This window comes from Oceanispirochaeta sp. M1 (genome assembly GCF_003346715.1).
In the GTDB taxonomy this organism is placed as follows: Bacteria; Spirochaetota; Spirochaetia; order DSM-2461; family DSM-2461; genus Oceanispirochaeta.
The window spans coordinates 131,375-150,279 of the sequence record NZ_QQPQ01000009.1 but is presented as its reverse complement, the minus strand read 5'-3'; the positions used below and the strand labels follow the sequence as shown (position 1 = coordinate 150,279).

15 protein-coding genes are annotated in these 18,905 nt (G+C 44.3%); 6 read left to right on the top strand and 9 right to left on the bottom strand.

Going from position 1 to position 18,905, the window contains the following annotated elements:
- Positions 1-4: 4 nt before the first annotated feature.
- From DV872_RS08375 to DV872_RS08365, 3 genes are all read right to left on the bottom strand, one after another.
- Positions 5-874, bottom strand: coding sequence for a carbohydrate ABC transporter permease (locus tag DV872_RS08375; protein WP_114629420.1), 870 nt, complete (start codon positions 872-874; stop codon positions 5-7).
- A complete protein-coding gene (locus DV872_RS08370) occupies positions 874-1,764 on the bottom strand; it encodes a carbohydrate ABC transporter permease (protein ID WP_114629418.1) in 891 nt (296 codons plus the stop codon). The genes DV872_RS08375 and DV872_RS08370 overlap by 1 nt, the downstream gene beginning before the upstream one ends.
- Positions 1,765-1,840: 76 nt before the next feature.
- Positions 1,841-3,070, bottom strand: coding sequence for an ABC transporter substrate-binding protein (locus DV872_RS08365; RefSeq protein ID WP_114629417.1), 1,230 nt, complete (start codon positions 3,068-3,070; stop codon positions 1,841-1,843).
- A 141-nt stretch (positions 3,071-3,211) separates the two neighbouring features.
- On the opposite strand from DV872_RS08365, the gene DV872_RS08360 reads away from it, so the two are divergent.
- Both DV872_RS08360 and DV872_RS08355 read left to right on the top strand, forming a co-directional pair.
- Positions 3,212-4,369 (top strand): anhydro-N-acetylmuramic acid kinase, encoded by a 1,158-nt coding sequence (locus DV872_RS08360; protein WP_114629416.1) that lies wholly within the window; start codon positions 3,212-3,214, stop codon positions 4,367-4,369.
- Between the two features lie 2 nt (positions 4,370-4,371).
- Entirely contained in the window at positions 4,372-5,430 is a 1,059-nt protein-coding gene (locus DV872_RS08355) for a serine hydrolase (RefSeq protein WP_114629415.1), read from the top strand.
- Here DV872_RS08355 and murQ read toward each other — a convergent pair.
- On the bottom strand, positions 5,419-6,315 hold the full coding sequence (murQ, locus tag DV872_RS08350) for an N-acetylmuramic acid 6-phosphate etherase (RefSeq protein WP_114629414.1): 897 nt from the start codon (positions 6,313-6,315) through the stop codon (positions 5,419-5,421). The genes DV872_RS08355 and murQ overlap by 12 nt on opposite strands.
- Positions 6,316-6,566: 251 nt before the next feature.
- On the opposite strand from murQ, the gene typA reads away from it, so the two are divergent.
- Complete coding sequence (typA, locus tag DV872_RS08345) at positions 6,567-8,399, top strand: translational GTPase TypA (RefSeq protein ID WP_114629413.1); 1,833 nt, start codon at positions 6,567-6,569, stop codon at positions 8,397-8,399.
- 119 nt (positions 8,400-8,518) lie between these two features.
- On the opposite strand, the gene DV872_RS08340 is transcribed toward typA, so the two are convergent.
- A complete protein-coding gene (locus DV872_RS08340) occupies positions 8,519-9,313 on the bottom strand; it encodes a 3-ketoacyl-ACP reductase (RefSeq protein WP_114629412.1) in 795 nt (264 codons plus the stop codon).
- Positions 9,314-9,345: 32 nt separating this feature from the next.
- Here DV872_RS08340 and DV872_RS08335 point away from each other — a divergent pair, with 32 nt between their 5' ends.
- Positions 9,346-10,404 (top strand): LacI family DNA-binding transcriptional regulator, encoded by a 1,059-nt coding sequence (locus DV872_RS08335; protein ID WP_114629411.1) that lies wholly within the window; start codon positions 9,346-9,348, stop codon positions 10,402-10,404.
- Positions 10,405-10,406: 2 nt separating this feature from the next.
- Here DV872_RS08335 and DV872_RS08330 read toward each other — a convergent pair whose 3' ends face one another.
- Positions 10,407-11,156, bottom strand: coding sequence for a class I SAM-dependent methyltransferase (locus tag DV872_RS08330; protein ID WP_114629410.1), 750 nt, complete (start codon positions 11,154-11,156; stop codon positions 10,407-10,409).
- A gap of 133 nt (positions 11,157-11,289) precedes the next feature.
- On the opposite strand from DV872_RS08330, the gene DV872_RS08325 reads away from it, so the two are divergent.
- Both DV872_RS08325 and DV872_RS08320 read left to right on the top strand, forming a co-directional pair.
- Positions 11,290-12,456 (top strand): hypothetical protein, encoded by a 1,167-nt coding sequence (locus DV872_RS08325; protein ID WP_114629409.1) that lies wholly within the window; start codon positions 11,290-11,292, stop codon positions 12,454-12,456.
- The gene (locus DV872_RS08320) at positions 12,453-14,501 is read left to right on the top strand and encodes an FAD-binding protein (RefSeq protein ID WP_114629408.1); all 2,049 of its coding nucleotides are present in this window, start codon (positions 12,453-12,455) and stop codon (positions 14,499-14,501) included. Before DV872_RS08325 ends, DV872_RS08320 begins: the two co-directional genes overlap by 4 nt.
- Positions 14,502-14,769: 268 nt before the next feature.
- Here the strand turns inward: DV872_RS08320 and DV872_RS08315 are convergent, their stop codons facing one another.
- From DV872_RS08315 to DV872_RS08305, 3 genes are read right to left on the bottom strand one after another with little or no spacing between them, the layout of a single operon-like run.
- Positions 14,770-16,623, bottom strand: a complete 1,854-nt coding sequence (locus tag DV872_RS08315) for an ABC transporter ATP-binding protein (RefSeq protein ID WP_114629407.1) — start codon at positions 16,621-16,623, stop codon at positions 14,770-14,772.
- On the bottom strand, positions 16,620-18,374 hold the full coding sequence (locus DV872_RS08310; protein WP_114629406.1) for an ABC transporter ATP-binding protein: 1,755 nt from the start codon (positions 18,372-18,374) through the stop codon (positions 16,620-16,622). The genes DV872_RS08315 and DV872_RS08310 overlap by 4 nt, the downstream gene beginning before the upstream one ends.
- Complete coding sequence (locus DV872_RS08305; protein ID WP_114629405.1) at positions 18,349-18,795, bottom strand: MarR family winged helix-turn-helix transcriptional regulator; 447 nt, start codon at positions 18,793-18,795, stop codon at positions 18,349-18,351. Before DV872_RS08305 ends, DV872_RS08310 begins: the two co-directional genes overlap by 26 nt.
- Positions 18,796-18,905: the final 110 nt, after the last annotated feature.

Below are 18,905 nucleotides of genomic sequence, written 5' to 3'. Positions count from 1 at the left end.
TCCTCTATTTAATAGCTCCTGCAGATAATCCCCTGATTATATATCTCTGGAACAGGACAACAATCAGAACAGGAGGAATAATGGCAAGAATCGTGGCTGCGGACATGAGATCCCAGTGCACATAGTATTGCCCTATAAATTCTGTCATGGTCACGGTCAAGGGCTTCGACTTGAGGGTATAGGTCAATACAAGAGGAGCCGCAAACATGTTCCATGTATGTAAAAAAGATATTATCGTTACGGCAATAAGCCCCGGTTTTACCATCTGCAGGCTTATACGGAAAAGAGTCTGTAAATGTGTGCATCCGTCGATTCTGGCTGCATCTTCAACTTCCTGGGGAACCGATTCAAAATAGCCCTTCATAAACCAGGTTTCAAAGGGTAGCCGGAATGTAAAAGAGAGAAGGATCAGTCCCCCTTTTGTATCAAGAAGTCCCAGATAACTGAACTGGCTGAAAAGTCCAATCAACACCGGCCAACCAGGAAGGGCAATGATCCCTATAATAGCCAGGAAGAATAAATTCTTTCCCGGAAAATCCAGTCTTGAAAAGGCATAGCCCAGCAAGGGAGCAAAGAACATGACCATCAATGTTGTAGAGATAGAGATATACAGGGAATTATAGATTCCGGTTCTAAACAGTGTGGCCGCACTGATTCCACCACCGCCTCTGAATCCCTCTCCTGATATAAGTACTTTGTCATAGGCCTGCAGTGTCGGTTCTTTCGGTATCCAGTGTGGGGGGACAGAATAGAGTTCTGTTCTTGGAGATATGGATGAAATGACAATCCAGAGGATTGGTGCCAGAGTCCAGAAGAGTATAAACAATATCAGAAAATAGAGGAGAATCTGAAATGGGAGTTTTTTCTTTTTCATCACTTATCCTCCTTCAGGCTCATTCTTATGTACACAAAGGTCAGAGAAAAAAGGAATAGTCCCACCAGGTAAGCCATGGCTGAACCTCTGCCGAAGCGCCCCATCTCAAATGTCATTTGGTAGTTGTAAATCATCGGAGTCTTGGTGGCTTCATCAAATTCCATAAGTGCATAGATTCCGTCAAATACGGAAAAAGAGGCAATCAGGGTCAGGACTACAGCAATAACGCTGATCCTTTTCATAGACCCGAGGGTTATATAGAAAAACCGGCGGATTGCACCAGCCCCATCCACCTTGGCTGCCTCATATAACTGAAGGGGGATGGATTGTAACACTCCCAGGAATAGAATTGTAACAAAGGGAACATAACGCCAAACAAATATGAATACCGCAATATTCAGAGCCACAGTCGGATTTGTGAGCCAGAAATGGTATTCATCTATTATTCCTAATTGGTAAAGCAGACCGTTAAAGGCTCCATATTCTCCATTGAAAATCCATTTCCATAGATGTCCGTTTACTACAGGAGGGATGGCCCAGGGTATGATGATTGCAGCCCTCAGGAAGCCTCTCATAGGGAATTCCTGACTGAGAACCTGAGCAAAAAGCATAGCCACAGCTAGAACCGAAGTAGTCGATACAATCATAAAATATATGACTCTGATTACGGCATTTTGAAAAGATGAATCCTTTAATATGTATATATAGTTTTCAATACCATTAAAGTGGATTTTATTAGGCATTTTAATGTTGTACTTCATAAAGCTGAACCGGAGAGAGTAAATTGCCGGAATATAGGCAAAGGCCAGAAGCAATATCATTGATGGTATAAGTATTGTGAAAGCCAGATGGGTTTTATTGTCCATCCATCGGGATATTTTATTCTGCAAATTATGACCTCTCTTCGTTCAGCTTTAAAAAACCGGACCCTGAGGCCCGGTAATATAGTTCAGTATAAAATATTTATTATTCGTATTCTTTTTTCAGTTCCTGCTGGAACGCTGCAAGGTCATCAATGGCCTGTTCAGCACTGATTTCCTTACGGGCTACACTGATCATAACCTCTTTCAATTCTGTTTCAAACTCGGCAAACCAGGGTGTGTTATAAGGAAGGGGTACAAGGTATTTTGCCTGTTCAGACATAACTTCCCAGCCTTCGATCTGACCGCTGTTGCCAAGGTCTTCAAAGAGACTTATCAGAGCGGGGAACATACCGTTCGCTTCATATCCGAATTTCTGAACCTCTTCAGAAATCAGGAACTCAATCAACATGCGGGATGCTTTGGGATATTTTGTATAAGCGGATATACCGAGACCTGCCGGCAGACTCCATGTATAGTGCTGATCAGGCTGGAGAAGATAATCCGCATTGGGAGCAATTGTTGATTTTTCGGGATTATTTGCAATTGCCAGAGATCCCTGCCAAGCCTGATGAAAGGCTGCCTGTCCTGCCCAGAATGATGGATGAGCGTTGGGGGATGTCAGTCTTTCTGGTGAGATGAGTCCTTCTTCAAAATAGCGCATCAGCTGAATGAATGCACCGTATCCGGGATCGGAAGGATCGTTGAATGTTGGATTACCGTCGGCATCAAAAAGGGTACTTCCCTGAGATAAGGCCATAAGGTACCATGACCAGTGGCGTACTGCAAAAGCAAGGGGATACTCCATAATCCCTTCAGATTTCAGCTTGAGAGCTGCATCCTCAAAATCATCCCATGACTTAATATCTGAGCCGTTTAATCCTATTTTTTTAAGAGCAGCTTTATCGTAATCGATCATAACCATCTGCTGGTACATGGGTACACAATAAGTCTCTCCATCTATCTGGAAAAACTGCTGGCCAATAACGCTGTCAAATATGCTCTGATCAATATAGTCGTTTAAGGGTTTCAAAATCCCTGCATGTCCGAAAACACCGAAGTTGCTCACACCTGTAAAAATGACATCTGCAGGGCTGGCTTTTCCGGCCGCCGCTGTCATTACTTTATTTCGAAGATCCGTTTCCTTCAGAGATGATACTTCCACTTTGATGCCTGTTTCGGCTTCAAATTTATCAAGCAGTTCCTGAGAGGGAGCACCCCAGCTGGCTGTCAGATAAACCAGTTTCTCGGGAGTGGCTTCTTCCTGTTCTCCTTTGGCGAATGCCAGGCAGGGGAGAATGGTGACCATTAAAAATAGAACGAGTATTTTTTTCATGAAATTCCTCCATTATTCTCTTGAGTATACGACCCATCATTTTTTCAGTCAATAAAATTATTTTCAACAATAGCTCTCTTTGCTGAAAAATATTTTTAATTGTGTTTTGACAAGATTTCAGAGGAGGATCATAATACAGTTATGAATAAAGAATACATTTGTGTAGGAATAATGTCGGGTACTTCCGTTGATGGAGTGGATACCGGATTGTTCAAAATCCAATTCCGGCAGGGAATTCCCAATATTAAGATGATTCATGCTGAAACCTATCCTATAGATAAACCCCTTCGTGATGAAATCATTCTTCAGATGGCAGGAGTAAAGAATGCCCTTCATCGGCTGACTCTCCTTAATATGCGTCTGGGAGAACTTTACGGAGACTGTGTGAATCGGCTTTTAGTTCAAACAGGGATAAAAGCCGCAGATGTCACTGTCATTGGATCCCATGGTCAGACTATGTTCCATATCGGTAAAAAGGAAGAATTCTGTTCGCAGAATGTAAACGGTACTCTGCAGATCGGAGAAGGATCAATCATTGCTCAGAGAACTGCAATTCCCACAGTCAGTGATTTCAGACCGGCTGATATGGCTGCCGGTGGGGAAGGAGCACCTTTTGTACCTTTTCTGGACCGTATACTGGCAGATAAATATGAAGGAACTTCCGCTTTTCAGAACATAGGGGGGATCGGCAACGTAAGTTTTGTCAGTAATGACAGTATTCTTGCCTTCGATACCGGTCCGGGAAACATGATTCTGGATCAGCTTGTTGAGCATCATAGCAATGGAGAAAAGCATTATGATAAGGATGGGGAGATTGCCCTGACAGGGACTGTTATTCCTTCACTTCTGGAAGAGTGGATGAATCACCCTTATCTTAGGGAGAGCCCTCCAAAAACAACAGGACGAGAGCTCTTCGGTACTCGTTTCTTCGAAGATTATCCGTTGGATAATTCTCTGGATTTTAAAGATGTTCTTCATACGGCAGCCGTATTTACTGGAAAGACTATTGCAGGAAGTTATAGGAGTTACCTCTCTGAATTGCCTGGTACAGTCGTAGTCAGTGGAGGCGGGGTACATAATCCTATCATTATGAGCACCCTTCGAGCGGAGCTTCCTGAATGCAAAATAATCAGTGGTGATGATGACGGAATCAGTAGTGATTTTAAAGAGGCCGCAGCTTTTGCTCTTTTGGGTCTCTATTATATGCTGGATATTCCCGGAAATGAACCACAGGCAACAGGAGCTGCTTCTCCAGTTATTTTAGGAAAACTCTCCAAACCATTACCGGCCGGGTTGTGAAAATGACTGATCCCGATCGTCTGATAGATGAGGCATTGCAGAACAAGTACTTTCCAGGAATTGCTGTACAAGTTGAAGAAAAAGGTAAACTTATTTATAGGAGAGTCAGTGGTCTCGCCTCTGAGCTGGATGGAGTTGAACCCCTTCGTGAAAAATCGATTTTCGGGTTGGCTTCTCTGAGTAAGGCACTGGCTACTGCACCTGTTCTACTGCATCTTCTTGCATCAGAAGGAATTTCTACCAGGGAAGCTCTTGGTTATTTCCTCCCCGGCTGTAACAGTAAGCAGGCTGTACTTTCTCTACATAATATTCTTCTTCATATATCAGGTCTTCCTCCTGTACCGGAAATGTTCAAACTGTTTCCTTCAGGTGATTTGTGCGACAGGGAAAAGGCCGTATCCCATCTTTTTTCCTTAAACCCGGCCTTGCCTCAGGGGAGGGAGATGGTTTATAGCTGTACAGGTTATATTCTGCTTGGACTGGTAGCGGAATCTATCGGGAATGACAGTTTGGATAATCTTTTTAAGAGTATCATCCTTGATGCTGGAGGTCTGAAGGATCTCATGTATAATCCGGGTGATGACAACAGGCTGTGCTGCGTAACAGAGGAATATGACCCCTGGCGGAAGCGATGGATTAAAGGTGAAGTTCATGATGAAAATGCCTGGACTATGCAGGGAGTTTCAGGTAATGCCGGGCTTTTCGGTACCCTTGATTCAGTATCTTCCCTGATGGAACTGTATCGTAGCGGAGGAATTCTCAATTCAAGTCGAATCCTGAGAGAAGAAGATGCCGTATCTATGACTGTCCGGGGGAATCCTCCTGGATCTGGTCTTCCCAGAGCCTATGGTTTTGGCTGTTATGATCCTGATTTTTTCACAGGACCGGGGTTTTCAGAGAAATCATACGGTCATACCGGGTTTACAGGAACAAGTGTATGGATTGATCCGGAACGGGATCTGAAATTTGTACTACTTACAAATCGAGTTCATTATGGAAGAGATAATACAGCAGAAAATATTAAAGAGTTTAGAAAGGATTTTCACCATCTATTTCTTTAAAACCAGGCCTATCTTCCCCTCATTTTCTTCAAGAAGAGCAACTGCATTATCCTTATCAGTTCCCAGTAACTGCATGACGATTGCTGTCTTTACGTGATGTCCTGAGGTTTCGAATACTTTCCCGGCTTCCTCGGGGCTGCATCCTGTTGCCATTAGGATAAGCCGTTTGGCTCTGAGGATCAATTTCTGATTAACAGGTTTCAAATCCACCATCAGGTTGTTATAAACCTTGCCCATCAGAATCATGGAGCTGGTTGTTATCATATTCAGAACAAGCTTTTGAGCAGTTCCTGACTTCATTCTTGTTGAACCTGTGACTATTTCAGGTCCTACATCCATAAATACCGGATAGTCTGCATGGTTAAAAATCAGAGATCCTTTATTGCATCCCAGAGCTCCAACAGCAGCTCCGATGGATTGAGCATACTTCATGGCTCCAATAACAAAAGGGGCCTGACCGCTTGCTGTGATACCTATAAGTATATCATCTGCAGTAAATCCACGGTCCAGAAGTGTCTGTTTCCCCTGATTCTCATCATCTTCAGCCCATTCCACAGATCTTGTCAGTGCCTCTTGTCCACCGGCAATTATGCCCTGAACCATTTCGGGATCGCTGCCGTATGTAGGCGGGCATTCTGAAGCATCTAATACCCCCAGGCGGCCGGATGTGCCTGCTCCGATGTAAAAAAGGCGGCCTCCCTTCTTAAATTGTTCTACTACTCTATCAACTAAAGGGCTTATCTGAGGGAGAGCCTTCTCCACGGCAAGGGGTACCTTTTTATCTTCATTGATTATTATTTCGAGTATTTCATGGCTATTCTTTGTATCAATGCCCAATGAGGCGGGATTGGCCTGTTCAGTAACAAGTTCTGATAAATTATCCATTTTTTTCCTCTGAATTTAATTAAAAATATTTTCATTCATGTGTCTCTAGAATAAAATTTATTTTCATATATGACAAGTTTATTCTTTTTGTTCTATTTTATTCTGCCACTAAGTCCTTTGGTCTATGGAATTTCCCATATTAATAGAGTACTGTGACTGGAATTATTTTATAGATATGGATTTAAGGCCTCTCGGCCTCAAGAATAAAACACCAGGATCGTAAATTGGTCCTGGTAGAATGGAGAAACGCATTGCCTCATAGAAATAATAGTTTTAACAAGAATCTTAGAAATATAGCCATCATTGCCCATGTAGACCATGGAAAAACAACTCTGGTGGACTCTATGTTCAAACAGTCCGGTACCTTCCGTGAAGGACAGGAAACAGAAGAACGTCTGATGGACAATATGGACCTGGAACGGGAACGCGGAATCACTATCGCTGCCAAGAACTGTTCCATCGACTGGAAGGGTATAAAAGTAAATATCCTTGATACCCCCGGACATGCCGACTTTGGAGGTGAGGTGGAAAGAGCCCTCTCCATGGTAGACGGTGTAGTTCTCCTGGTAGATGCCTCAGAAGGTCCCCTGCCTCAGACTCGTTTTGTTCTCTCCAAGGCTTTGGAGGCAGGTCTTTCAGTTATTGTAGTTATCAATAAAATCGACCGTCCCGATGCACGTCCCAAAGAGGTTTTAAGTGAAGTATACGACCTTCTGATCGACCTGGATGCCCACGATGATCAGCTTGAATGTCCCGTACTTTTTGCCGATGGACGTTCCGGGATTGCCAAGAAAAATTTTGAAGACGAAGCAGATAACCTTCATGTTCTGATGGACACCATCATTGAAGAAGTTTCTCCTCCCGCTTATAACGATGCAGAACCCTTTCAGATGCTGGTAACAGACCTGTCTTACTCCGACTACCTGGGACGCCTGGCAATCGGTAAGGTCGTTCATGGTCATGTTAAATCCAGAGACTCCTTGGTCTGTATCACAGAAGAGGCAAAGCAGGTTCCTCTGAATGTGTCAAAAATCCAGGTATACAATGGTCCCTCACTGGTAGAAACAGACAATGCCAGTCCTGGAGACATCATTGTACTTGCAGGTATCGACGATGTTCATATTGGAGATACCATCTGCACCCGTGAGGCTCCCAAGGCTCTGAAACGGATCACAGTCGATGAACCTACCGTTTCAATGCGCTTCTCACCCAATACCTCTCCCACCATGGGAACCGAGGGTAAGTTTGTTCAGTCCAGTAAAATCCGAGAGCGTCTCGAAAAAGAGACTATGCTCAATGTATCCATCAAGGTGGAAGAGTCTATTGATACGGATGGATTTATTGTTAAAGGACGTGGTGAGTTCCAGATGGTTATCCTAATCGAGACCATGAGACGAGAAGGCTTTGAGCTTTGTGTCGGACGGCCCGAAGTTCTCTTCCATCATAAAGACGGAAAGGTTCTTGAGCCCATTGAAACTCTCTATGTGGACTGTGAAGAGGTCTATACAGGAGTTGTTACCGAGAAACTCTCCAAGAAGAAAGGCCGGATGGTCAGCTATGTAAACCATGAGCACGGCCGTGTTCGTTTGGAATTTTCAGTTCCTGCAAGAGCACTTATCGGTTACCGTGATGAGTTTTTGACAGATACAAGAGGTACAGGAATTATGAACTCCCTGATCTCCGGTTATGAAGAGTATAGAGGGGACTTTCCGGATCGTACTTTGGGAGCTCTTGTGGCTGACAGAACTGGTGAGGCTGTTCCCTATGCCTTGTTCAATCTGGAACCCAGAGGAACACTTTTTATTCAGCCTGGTGATACCATTTATGAGGGTATGATTGTAGGTGAGCATAACAGAGAAAATGACCTGAATATAAATGCCAGTAAGACCAAAAAGCTTTCCAATGTCCGTGCCTCGGGTAAGGATGATGCGGTTGTACTGACACCCATAATTCCCCTGACTCTGGAACGTGGTATTCAGTTTCTCCGTGAGGATGAGCTGCTGGAAGTAACTCCCAAGTCTATCCGTCTGAGAAAGATTATCCTTTCTGCCTCAGAGCGGAAGATTAGTGGTAAGAAGAACTAATAGTTCCTTGGAATAAGAATAATCATGCCGGCAGAATCTGTAAATCAGATACTGCCGGTTTTTTTTGTCTTTCTTCTTTATAATGTCATGGTCAAGAAAAGTTGTAATTATTTTTGAATCTATAGCGCTGGAATATGCAGAGCCCCGTCCACATGTATGACCGAACCTGTTGAATAGGGGAAGTCTCCCGTTATCAGGCTGGCTGCGGCTTTGCCCAGATCTTCGGGTGTTCCCCAGCGTTTCTGTGGGACTAATCCTTCGGCGATAAGGGCATCATATTTGTCTTTAACGGCTCCTGTCATATCTGTCAGGATAATACCCGGTCTCAGTTCATAGACTCCGATATTCTCATCTGCCAGTCTCCTGGCAAAAAGCTGGGATGCCATGGAGAGTCCAGCTTTTGCTATACAGTACTCAGCTCTGTTGATGGAGACCATTTCAGATGAAACAGAAGTTATAAAAATCAGGCTGCGGAATCCTCTTTCAGAGAGGGGGAGGCTGAGCCAGTATTTTGAGACGGCCTGGCTGAGATGGAATGAACCCTTCAGGTTTGTAGCGATCAGGCGGTCGAAGGACTCCTCTGTCATATCCAGAATGTCTCTTCTCTCTTTGGGGGCCACACCCGCATTATTGACCAGACCGTGAAGATCACCGAAATGGGAGAGGACCTCTGATAAGAGTTTTTCTCTGCTCTTTGCGTTGCTTATATCACCCTGGAAGGCTTCAAAGCGGCCTGCATATCCGGCAGAGGAGGAGGCTTTCCGACATAGTTCCAGACTTTCTTGGGCTGCTTCACTGTTTCCTGCATAGTTCACTGCCACATCGAAGCCTTTTTCGGCCAGTTTGAGGGCGATGCCCCTTCCTATGCCGCGGCTGGAACCTGTGACCAGTATTGTCTTTGCCTGTGAAGCCATAGTATTCTCCTTTCAGCTGGCCCGAAGGGCTTATGGGAATACTTTACTTTGTAGTTGTTGCGTGCAATAATGTCAAGGGTTGTAGGAGGGGAGTCCTGGGTAAAAGAGTAACCGTATATGATATTGCCGAAGAGCTCGGAATCTCTCCCAGCACGGTTTCCCGTGTCCTCAATAACTCCAACCTCATAAGTAATGAACGTTCAGGTCAGATTATGGATACCGCAGAGCGTCTGGGATATGAGAAGCGGCCCATCAAGAAACATATGAGTCGGGTTATCCTGAATCTTCACCTTTTTCTTCCCAAAACAGATAACCATCTGACCCATTTTTTTTACAATATTTCTGAGCTTATCGAGTCCATTCATGAAGGTTTCGGTGAGGTTAAACTGAATATCATCATCCGGGTTAATGATAATAATCTGGAGTTTCTACAGAAGAAGAAAACCGGACAGATAGATGCCTGTATTTTTGCATTTACAAGTCCTTCCACCGAACTTGCTGATGAACTGGACACTCGCTCCATCCCCTTTATTCTCCTGAATCGTCGGGATGAGAATCAGAATTATATAGCCTATGATGTTCCGGAAGGTATGTCACTCCTGGCCCGTTCTGTTTTCTATGCCAGAGGGAAGGACTTAAAGCCCTGCTATCTTGGTTTCGGAAAGCTGCCTGAAGTCTCAAGGGTCAGGTTCGAGGCTTTGAAAGATATGTTTAAGAAAGAGGGTATAGCTTTTGATGAGTCCTCTGTTTTGACTGTGGATGAATTCTCTCAGATTCCACTTCGTGCTGTGGACTGGGTTCTTGAGAATGGCTTCAATGCGGTATTTGCCTTTAATGATCTGGCAGCACTCTCTTTTTATCAGGCTGCCGGGGAACGGGATATCCGTATCCCCGAAGATCTTTCACTCACAGGATTTGATGATTCTCCCATTCAGAACCTGCTGCCCCGCAGGATCGATACGGTAAGGCTCTCTATCCCTGTTCTGGGACAGATGGCCGGCAGCTGGCTTAAGTCGAATATTATTGATAAAGAATCAGATCCCCTCAGGGAGATTCTGCCTATTAAATATATTAGAGGCGGGACAGTTTAGCCTTAATCCTTCTTCAAAGCCTTCAACTCTATAAATGACATATCATGAACCAGTAGGGCGGCATTTTTATAGTCCTCTTTTATCTTCAGCATACCCGATTCATACTCATCATCTTCAATCAGAGTCAGTTGGGATATATCTCTGTTTTGTGCTTCTTCAAGGACCTTCTTCAGATTGAGTTCGCTGACAATTGTTTTTACTCGTATTTTTACTTCGAATCCCTGATCTTTAAAAGATTTCAACAGCTCCTCTGCGCTGATAAATCGATCCTCATCTATGCTTTTGGCTCCGGGAAAGTAGTGATATACCCAATAGTTTTTCATGTATTCAGGGCAGATATTGACCATGGTAAAAAGTCTGCCGGGTTTTAGCATTCTAAATATATTCTTTATTACTGCGGGATGATCTGTAAAATGATGCCAGGCATATTCGTTGCGGATGTAGTCGAGGCTGGAATCGGGAGATATGGAAGAGTCTTCAGCATCGCAGCATATGAAATCTGCATTTATCCCTTTGCTTTGTGAAACCGCAAGCATCTCTTTTGACCTGTCGGCGCCCAGCCATTTTATGGGGGCATCCTTGTAGAATTCACTCTGCACCTTCAGATATTTTCCTGTCCCACAGGCCAGATCAAGAATCTTAAATTTATCTCTGCCTGTTTTAAGCAGCTCTTCTATCTGAGGGTCTACGTCTTTCTGCCGTACTTTGTTGCCGTCATAACGGGAGGCAATCTTTGAATAGTCTGTTTCCATCTGCTTAAAATACTATGGAAGTCTCAATATTTGAAGCCTTTTTTATTCTGTATCTTCAGATTTCCAGGTCGATATTGACAGAAGCTTGTCCCTATGAGATTATATTGCATGCAATAAAAACAGGAGGGCAGCAATGTCTCAGGATAAATATCCCAATCTATTTTCAAAGGGAAAAATTGGAAACAGGACTCTTATTAATCGTTTTATATCACAGGCCATGGAGGGTAATGACGGTGATCCAGGGGGCGTTGTTTCAGAACGTGCTATAGAACGTTATAGAAAACTGGCCGCCGGACACTGGGGTGTTGTCGTTGTTGAGGCTCTTGCGGTGGACTCCTCATCCCTGGCAAGGGTTAACCAGATGGTTCTGAACAGGAAGAATCTTGATGGGTTCAAAACCCTTGTAATAGAGTTTAAGAAGATTGCACCTGATACAATCTTACTATTTCAGCTTACCCATTCGGGTCGTAAAGCAGTAAAGAGTCATTCACAGGCAACTGCACTTTATAATCCTGCAGAGGGAGAGAAACTTCTCTCAACAGATGAAATCGAATTGATCCGAAAGGCGTTTATTGAAGCCAGTATTCTGGCCGAGGAAGCCGGAGCCGATGGTGTCGATTTCAAGATGTGTCATGGATACTTCGGTTGTGAAATGCTTAGACCTGGAAATGTACGGGATGATAAATGGGGCGGCTCCTTTGAAAACCGTACCCATTTTTTAAGAGAGTCACTACCTGAAATTCGCTCCAGTCTTAAGACCAGGGATTTCATCCTGGGGTCCAGAATCTCAGTATACGAAGGTATCCGGGGAGGCTGTGGTACAGCAGGTCCCGATGAGATTATTGAAGATCTTACAGAGATGAAGAAAGTCGTAGAACTGCTGGAAGAGCTTGGAATGGATTATGTAAATATTTCTGCCGGAATTCCCGGAGTGACATCTGAAATCACCAGGCCGACTCCTGCTTCCTCCTATCTTTATCTGCATCAGATGCGCTATGCCGGATGGGCCAAGTCTTTTGTTTCAGATATGACAGTTTTCGGTTCTGCCTACTCCATCCTGAAAGAGGGTGCACTCTCCATGGCGGATGAAAATATCCGTAAGGGCTATACAGACTGTGTGGGCTGGGGACGTCAGTCTTTTGCCGACCCGGCTTTTCCTGAAAAGGTTAAAACTGATGATGAGGTTAATTATTGTACCGCATGCTCGGGCTGCACTAAGCTGATGGTCTCTCAGAAAAATGATGGCTGTATCCTCTTTAATGGCTATTATAAAAATCTATGGAAGAACAGAAGTAAATGAGAAACTCTCCTCGCCCTTCTGAATCCTGGCCCCTCGAATTGGATGGCAGGGAAGTCCTACTTCCTGTTAAGTATTGTCATACTCTGGTTGTGGGCAGCGGTGCCGCCTCTCTCTGCTGTGCCGAAAGGCTTCATGCCCAGGGAGTGGAGGATGTGCTGATCCTTACGGATAACTTTATGGGAGGAACTTCAAGAAATACGGGCTCTGATAAACAGACATATTATAAGCTGGCCGATGCGGGAATCACTCCTGATTCCCCCTATGATATGGCGAAAGCTCTCTCCTTCGGGGGCTGTATGCATGGTGATATCGCCCTCGTTGAGGCTCAGAATTCACTGAACAGTTTTTACCACCTGGTCTCCCTGGGAGTGAACTTTCCCCACAATCCCTTTGGCGGTTATACCGGTTATAAGACCGATCATGATCCTCTTACCCGGGGAGTCTCTCTGGGACCCTATACCTCAAAGGCCATGACCGAGGCTCTGGCTGCTGAAGTGGAACGGAGGGATATTCCGGTCCTCGATCAGAAAGAGGTCCTTCTTGTTCTTACAGAAGATGAGAGGGCCGTGGGAGTACTGGCTCTTGATAAACGCAGAGTTCATGAGGAAAACTTCGGCCTGGAGATATATCTTTCTGAGAATACAGTCCTTGGGGTCGGTGGACCGGGTGGTCTGTTTGAAACGTCTGTGTATCCTCCCATGCATCGCGGAGGAATCGGCATGGCTCTGGAAGCCGGCGCCGAAGCTGTCAATCTGACTGAATCCCAGTTCGGTATGGCATCGTTAAAATTCCGATGGAACCTGTCAGGCAGTTATCAGCAGGTTATTCCCTGTTTTTACTCCACTGATAAAGAGGGGGGAGACAGACAGTATTTTTTAAACGATTATTTTGAATCTATCCAGGCCCTGTGTAAAGCCATATTCTTAAAGGGATATCAGTGGCCCTTTGATCCACAGAAAATTCAGAACGGCGGCTCCTCTCTGATTGATCTCCTTGTTTATATTGAGGGAATTACTAAAGGTCGCAGAGTCTTTATGGATTACCGGATAAATCCTGAGGGGATGGCAGAATCCTTCTCTCTGAAGAGACAGGATTCTTTGGTTTCTGATTATCTGGACTCTTCAGCTGTGGATGGTACAACTCCTTTCAGACGTTTACAGCAGATTAATGCACCTGCTGTTCAGCTCTATAAGGATCATGGTATCGACCTTGAATCTGAAGCCCTGGAGATAGCCGTATGTGCCCAGCATAATAATGGAGGCCTTGCGGGAGATATCTGGTGGGAGTCCACTAATATCAAAAGGCTTTTTCCCATCGGAGAGGTAAACGGCAGTCACGGGATTTACCGCCCCGGAGGGTCTGCTTTGAACTCGGGACAGGTAGGAGCCCTGCGGGCTTCTGCAAAGATTGCCGGCTACTATGGAGCCGAATATTCTAATAAATATGATGAAGAGTTGAAAAAATCCATTCTGACCAGGGTAGCTGAGTGGTATGAGATTATCCATTCACTTCTTGAGCCCGGTGATGGCCCCGATGTCTTTTCCTACAGGAAGGAATTCCAACACAGGATGACCCGATGTGCCGGATTTATCCGATCTTTGGATGCTGTCCATAAAGCTGAAATAGAAGCCGGAACACAGCTTGAAGACTTTACAAACCAGACTCTTAAAAATCGTGAACAGATTCCCTATGCATTAAAAAACAGACAGCTTGCACAGGCTCAGATGTTCTATCTTGCTGCTGTCCGGGCTTATCTTGAAGAGGGAGGGGGCAGCCGAGGTTCCTTTCTTGTACTGGATAAAGGGGGACTGGAGTCTCATCCCTTATTGGGTGAGTCCTGGAGTTTCAAAGAAGAGAAGAAGGAACTCCGTGAATCATTACAGACCCTGAAAATGGATGTTTCCGGGAATATCGGCTCAGACAGAACCCCCTGCCGGGCTCTCCCTTCTGAGGAATTCTGGTTTGAAACCATGTGGAAGGATTACAGGGAAAAGAGAATCTTTTCAGATGATCATAAGAGTGACAAAGAAGGAAATGAAAAATAATTTCTGCCTCTGATATTTATGAATAAGTTGCGGCTCTGATTCAGTTTTCTGATACACCCATAGATAAAAGGGGGGGACTGTTCACAGTTCCTCCACATACTTTTTACATAACTTACAATTATTTTACATCCTAATAACAACCCGCGCTATTAGACTGGCTATAATGATAATCGATAGAGTGGATTATCATATAAAGCTACCCCCTCCTATTTGGTGTAGTGGTTTATACAATTTTAAAAGGAGCTTCTCCGTTGGTTAGGCTCCTTTTCTATTTTGCACCCTGCAGTTCACTGCTGAATCGGTTGTTGTGCATTTCAAAGTAATCCCCTTTATTTTCTATCAGTTGATGATGAGTCCCCTGTTCGACAATCATTCCTTCTTTCATAACAAGTATAAGATCGGCATTTTTAATTGTGCTGAGCCTGTGGGCTATGACAAAACTGGTTCTTCCTTCCATGAGTTTGAGCATAGCTTCCTGAATATGGATCTCTGTCCTTGTATCTACACTGGATGTAGCTTCGTCCAGTATAAGAATTGCCGGATCTGAAAGGATTGCCCGGGCAATGGCCAACAGCTGTTTCTGCCCCTCACTAAGCTTGGAACCCCCTTCGAATACTTCACTGTTATATCCCAGAGGCATGCGGTGGATAAACTGGTGTGCATTTGCCAGTTTCGCTGCATTCATGATTTCATCGTCATCTGCCTCAAGTTTACCGTATCGGATGTTTTCTTTTATTGTTCCGGAAAAGAGGAAGGTATCCTGCAGTACAATTCCCAGGGATTTTCTCAGTTCATCTTTTTTCAAAGTTCTGATCTCTTTTCCGTCAATCTTTATAGAACCGCTCTGATAATCGTAGAAACGGGTCAGCAGGTTGACTATGGTTGTTTTTCCGGCTCCCGTTGGACCGACAATGGCAATGGTCTGTCCGGCATTTGCATTGATTGAGATCCCCTTCAGGATGGGAATATCCTTTTTGTACCTGAAATGAAGGTCTTTAATTTCGACTCTTCCATGGATGATTCCCTCTTTGTCAGCTAAAGGTTGGGCATCAACGGCCTCTTCAATTTCAGATTTTTCATCCAGTATCTCAAATACCCGTTCTGCTCCGGCAATCGCGGATTGAATTGTATTGTATAATTGAGCCATCTGATTCAGAGGTCTGGAGAACTGTTTTGTATAGGTCAGAAAAGCTGCTATTGTACCTATCGAGACCAGACCGAAAGTGGCCAGAACACCTCCTGAGAATGCGGTAACAGCATAATTCAGGTTATTCATCATGTTCATGATAGGGCCCATGAAACCTGCTGAGATATTGGCATTTCTAGATGCCTTCTGAAGTTTTACATTGATATCAGAGAAGTTGTTTATATACTCATTCTCCTTGACGAATGCCTGAACAACACGCTGTCCGGAAATACTCTCTTCAATGATTCCGTTCAGTGTTCCCAGATGTTTTTGTTGTTCCCGAAACCCTTTTCTTGTATGTTTTGCCAGCTTCCTGGTTAACAGCATGACAAGAGGGAGGATAGACAGACAGATCAGGGCCAGCTGCCAGTTGATACTGATCATGATTACAGTAACGGCCGCTATGCTCAGGACACCTGAGAACAACTCAATAAAACTGCTTGAAATAGTATTGCTGATATTCTCAATATCATTACTTATACGGCTCATAAGGTCTCCGGAGCTTCTACTGTCAAAGAAGCGGACCGGGAGGTTCTGGAACTGTCTGAATACATCGGCTCTCAGGTTCCTGATTGCCTTTTGAGTAACAGTCACCATCATCCATTGCTGGAAGAGTGAAATGACTGAAGCAATCAGGTAGATAGCTATCATAATCATGACAAGATGAAGGAGTGCCGGCCTATTATAGGAGCTGATTATATAATCATCCAATGCAATCTTCATCAGGTAAGGATTGATAATATTCAAAATTGTGGAGATTAGAACCAGGCCGAGTGTCAGAGTCAATTGGAATTTAAAAGCCTTCAGGTATGCCCATAAACGCAGGATAGTCTGTTTTGTATCTTTTGGCTTTTCAATGACTTTTTGAAAATGAGAGGACGGTCCACGATGTCCGCCTCCGGGGATCTGTTTTATTTCCTGTTTACCCTGTTTCATGCTTTCACCAATCCTTGTTCTTCAGGATGTTCTGTCTGAGACGTATAGATATCTCTGTAAATTTCATTGGATTCAAGGAGCTCGCTGTGTGTTCCTATCCCATTCAGCTTTCCATCTTCCAGAACCAGTATGGTGTCGGCATTTATAACAGAGTTGATTCTCTGGCTGATAATGATCTTTGTAGCATCATCCAGCTGTAATGCTTCCTGAATCTTTCTCTCAGTAGTCATATCCACGGCGCTGGTTGAATCATCGAGAATCAGTATGGCCGCCTTCTTCGCCAGGGCTCTGGCTATGGAAATCCTCTGCTTCTGTCCCCCCGATAGATTGACTCCCCTCTGATTGATCTTCGTTTCATACCGTTCTGGAAGACCAGATATGAAGTCGTGAATATTGGCGGTTTTAGCTGACTTGATCATAAGTTGATCCAGATTTTCCTGCTCGTCTTCAGGGTAGTGGAACAGAATATTCTGCCGTATGGAACCGGCAAAGAGAGTAGTCTTCTGGGGAGAGACTGCAATCGATTTTCTTAATGATTCAAGGCCGTAATCCTTAATATTCCTGTCATCAATAAAAATGTTTCCTTCAGTAATGTCATAGAATCGTGGAACCAGATTTACAAGGCTTGTTTTACCCGATCCCGTAGCCCCCAGAATGGCTGCGGTTGTCCCTTCTTTGATGGTAAATGAGATATTTGTCAGAACCTCGGATTCTTCATTTTCTCCATCATAGGAAAAACTGACATTTTTGAATTCAAGAGTTCCTTTATTCAGGGAATGCTGTACTGGAGTCCCGTTGTCTTTGATGACAGGGGGCTCATCCAGAACTTCCTCCACTCTTTTACTGGATGCCAGTGCACGTGAAAACTGCATCAGCATATGGCTGAACATCATCAATGATGCCAGGAGTTGTCTAAGATAGTTGAGAAAGGCCAGGAGCTGCCCGATTTTCAGGACTCCGCTGTCAATATACCGGGCACCCAGCCAGAGTGCGGACACAATACCACCATTTAATATCAGCTGCATCACAGGATGCATGAATGCTACGGTTTTACCGGCTTTAATGGTGACCTCGACCAGATCATTATTGGCTGCTGCGAATTTTTCTTCTTCAAATTTTTCTCTGACAAATGCTTTTACCAGTCTTTTCCCCAGGAAGTTTTCCTGCAGTCTTGTATTTACATTATCCATTCTGGACTGAAGCTGATAATAGAGGGGGTAAGCCTTTTTAATAATCATTCCCAGGGATAGGAGCAGCAGGGGAATCAGTACTGCCAGTGACAGGGACAGGGAAGGACTTATAAGCAGGGCCATCACAAGGGAGCCGATTATCTGCAGAGGTGCCCTGACCATTATTCTCAGCATCATACGGGAGGAATTTTCTATCTGTGTAACATCACTTGTCAGTCTTGTAATAAGATTCCCTGTTTCAAGGCGATCCAGGTTTCTGTAGGAGAATCGCTGAATCTTTGAGTACAGATCCATACGCAGCTCTGCCCCCAGACTGCTTGCCGCAAAGCTGGATGTTGTACCGCAGCCGATACCGCCTAAAGCAGCAATTAAAGTAACCAGAATCATCCGGAGGCCAAGACTCAGCACAAGCTCCATATTTCCTCCGGCAATTCCCTCATCAATAATTCTGGCCATGATGGTAGGGAGCAGGAGGTCCATAAAAACTTCAATCATCATCAACAACGGGGCGGCCAGTGCAAAGCCCCAATGTCTCTTAAGATATCTGAATATCAGTTTCATCATCCATCTCCCTGTAAAGTTTTGTTCTGATTTTCAGGAGTATTAATTCAAATCTTTCCATCTCTTTCTTTGTGAAATCACCAAATACACTCTCTTCGATATTCTTAAAGATTGACTCCATCTCTTCGCGGCAGTTCTCTCCCTTTTCGGTCAGGAATATCCGGGTCACTCTCTGATCCAGGGCATCTTTTTTTCTGCTGATAAAGCCGCCGTGTTCAAGACTCTGAACCATCCGTGTAAGGGTCGCAGCTGTGATATTCATTCTCTTTGCCAGAACTTTTTGAGAGATGCCGTCTTCTTCCCATAATCTGCTCATAAGTCTTGGTTGTCCTCTGTGGAGCCCGATGCTGCCAAAGCGGGAATGGAGATAGCGGTGGTAGGCATGTGCCGTTTCAGTAAAAGAATTTTCAAGTGATTTCATGAGTCATTCCTTATATTGTTAGCATGCTAACTAAATAAGGATTTTCAGTCAAGACATAATTTAAAAACATAGTTTCTGTTATTCGGAATGCAGTCTTGTTTCCAGGGATA